General features: G+C 64.6%; 3 protein-coding genes. 1 reads left to right on the top strand and 2 read right to left on the bottom strand.

Going from position 1 to position 2,671, the window contains the following annotated elements; translation table 11 throughout:
* Positions 1-205: 205 nt before the first annotated feature.
* Positions 206-682 (top strand): NUDIX hydrolase, encoded by a 477-nt coding sequence (locus EN893_RS28165; protein WP_127270867.1) that lies wholly within the window; start codon positions 206-208, stop codon positions 680-682.
* A gap of 4 nt (positions 683-686) precedes the next feature.
* Here the strand turns inward: EN893_RS28165 and EN893_RS28160 are convergent, their stop codons facing one another.
* On the bottom strand, positions 687-1,535 hold the full coding sequence (locus EN893_RS28160) for a citryl-CoA lyase (RefSeq protein ID WP_127270868.1): 849 nt from the start codon (positions 1,533-1,535) through the stop codon (positions 687-689).
* Positions 1,532-2,671, bottom strand: a 1,140-nt coding sequence (locus EN893_RS28155; RefSeq protein WP_164901176.1) for a CoA transferase, incomplete at its 5' end; no start/stop codon positions are given. The genes EN893_RS28155 and EN893_RS28160, both read right to left, overlap by 4 nt.

Genomic DNA, 2,671 nt, shown 5'->3' with positions numbered 1-2,671 from the left:
CCCCCGGTCGTGCAGCAGCTCAAGCCAAGCTGCCAGACCCAGATAATCGGCACCACCGCCGTGAGCAATTGCCGCTGACATCAAGGCGTTTTTCATTTATTTAGCCGACTTAGGTATTTCGAGTGTCTTTCGGCACATGCGAAAGTTTTGGTTTCGCAACGATGCCTTGTCGCGCTATGCGGCATTGCATCGACTGGATTGACGAATGGCAGCCACCAAGAAAAAGGCCGTACGCAAGGCAAAAAAGGGCGAGAGGATCCGCCAGGTGGCGGCTATTCCCTTTCGGCTGACCGCGCGCGGCGACATCGAGGTCATGCTGGTCACGTCGCGTACCACCAGGCGCTTCATCGTCCCCAAGGGCTGGCCGATGAAGGGCAAGAGCGGACGCAAGGCGGCCACCATCGAGGCACAGGAGGAAGCCGGCGTGCTCGGCAAGACGCTGAAGCAGCCGGCGGGCACCTATTCCTACTGGAAGCGGCTGGCCAATCGCTTTGTCCGCGTCGACGTCATCGTCTATCTGCTCGAGGTGAGCGAGGAACTGGCCGACTGGCAGGAAGCCAAACGACGCCAGCGGGCCTGGCTGGCGCCAGCCGACGCAGCCATGCTCATCGACGAGCCTGATCTTTCAACGTTGGTGAAGACGCTGAAGCTTCCTCAGCCTTTGCAGGTGGACCAGGCGTAAAGCCTCACTCGCCGGGCTCATCGCTTTCGGGAAACGGCCGCACCGGCGTGCCGGTATAGGTCCACAGCCATTCGCGCGGCAGCGGCCCTTTGTTTCGCTCGGCCTGCTGCGACTGCTCCCAGGCATGCGCAAGGATGCCGACCGAGCGCGACAGCACGAAAAGCCCTCGCGTCAGCGCTGGCGGAAAACCGAGTTCGCCATAGATGACGGCGGTAGCGCCATCGATGTTGAGCGGTATTTTTTTCCTCTTGCGTCGCGCGACGTCCGCCTCGATCGCTTCTGCAATATCGACGAAACGTCCGTTGACGGCACCGCGTGCGGCAAATTCGCGGGTCAGTTCCAGCAAGCGCGGCGCGCGCGGGTCGACGGGATGGAAGCGATGTCCGAGCCCCGGCACATAGCCCTTCTCCTCGGCGAAGAACCGGTCGAGCCGTGTCGAGACCGCTTCATTCAGCGTCATCCCGGCATCGATTGCCACGGCAATGTCACCATAGAAGGAAAGCGCCTGCTCGCCGGCGCCACCGTGCACGTCGCCGAGAACGTTGATGGCCGAGGCCATGGCGCTGTTGATACCGACGCCGCAGGTTGCGGCCATGCGCGCGATGGCGATCGATGGCGCCTGCGGTCCGTGGTCGACGGCGGCTCCCAAGGCAATGCCGAGCAACTCTGCCTGGTCCTCGCCGGGCAGTTCGCCGCGCAGCATCAGCCAGATGACAGCCGGGAAGCTGACGCGGCCGATCAGATCCTGGATCTCGTAGCCGCGCAGCCGGATGACACCAGGCCGCATCTCGATGATGTCGGTCTGCCACCATTCCTCGCCGCGCTCACGGCCCGTCTTCTCCGTGTCGCTCATGCGCCTGCCTTTGTCTTGGCGCGGGGTGGCAGGTCGGCGAACACCTCGCCCATATGTTCGCCGAGCGCCGGCGGCGGCTTTGTCGGCAACGGCGCCTCGCCATCTACCATGAAGCCGCCGCGCAGAACGGTCAGCGGCTTGTCCATGCCGGCCACATCATCAAAATTCGCGGTCACCCGGCGTTCGAGCACTTGCGGCTCGGCCAGCACTTGCGGGATCGTCAGCACCCTGCCGGCAGGCACGCCGGCGCGATTGAGCATCTCTTCCCAGGCCGCGGCCGGCGCGCCCGCCAGGGCGTCCTCGATTTCGACTTTAAGCGCCGCACGGTTGCGCTTGCGCGTCTCGCGCTCGGCAAAGCGGACATCGGAGGCCAGTTCCGGCCGGCCGATCAGCCGGCACAGCGCCACGAACTGCTCCTGCTTGTTGGCGGCGATGTTGACGAGCCCGTCGCCGGTGCGAAACGTACCGGAGGGTGCCGCCGTCATGTTCTCATTGCCCATCGGCTTGGGGTCGATGCCTACGGTCAGATAGTTGGAAACCGGCCAGCCAAGCGCGGAAAGTGTGCATTCGAGCATCGAGACGTCGAGAAAGGCACCCTCGCCGCTCGTCTTCTGCCGCACCAGCGCCGAGGTAATGGCGAACGCGCCGACCAGTCCGCCAAGCGTGTCGGCCACGGGATAGCCGACCCGCAGCGGCGCCGTTTCCGGTGTTCCGGTGATACTCATGATCCCCGACAGGCCCTGGATGATCTGGTCATAGGCGGGATTGTCGCGCATCGGCCCGGTCTGGCCGAAACCCGATATCGCGCAATAGACGAGGCCTGGACGGACCGTCTTCAGCGCCTCGTAACCAAGCCCCAGCCGATCCATCACGCCCGGGCGGAAATTCTCCACCAGGGCGTCGGCGCTGGCCACCAGATCGAAAAAGCGCTCGCGATCGGCTTGCTGCTTGAGGTCGAGCACCACCGACCGTTTGCCGGCGTTCTGCGCCAGGAACGATGCGCCCATGCCGGCGCTGTTCAGCTTTGGCGAGCCGCCGAGCTGGCGGGCTAGGTCGCCGCCTTGCGGCGCCTCGACCTTGATCACATCGGCGCCGAGCAGCGCCAGCTGATAGGCGCAGTAGGGACCGGCCAGGAC

This window comes from Mesorhizobium sp. M7A.F.Ca.CA.004.04.2.1 (assembly GCF_004022825.1).
Classification (GTDB): Bacteria; Pseudomonadota; Alphaproteobacteria; order Rhizobiales; family Rhizobiaceae; genus Mesorhizobium.
The sequence above is the reverse complement of the archived record's forward strand: the minus strand, read 5'-3'. Positions and strand labels throughout refer to the sequence as shown.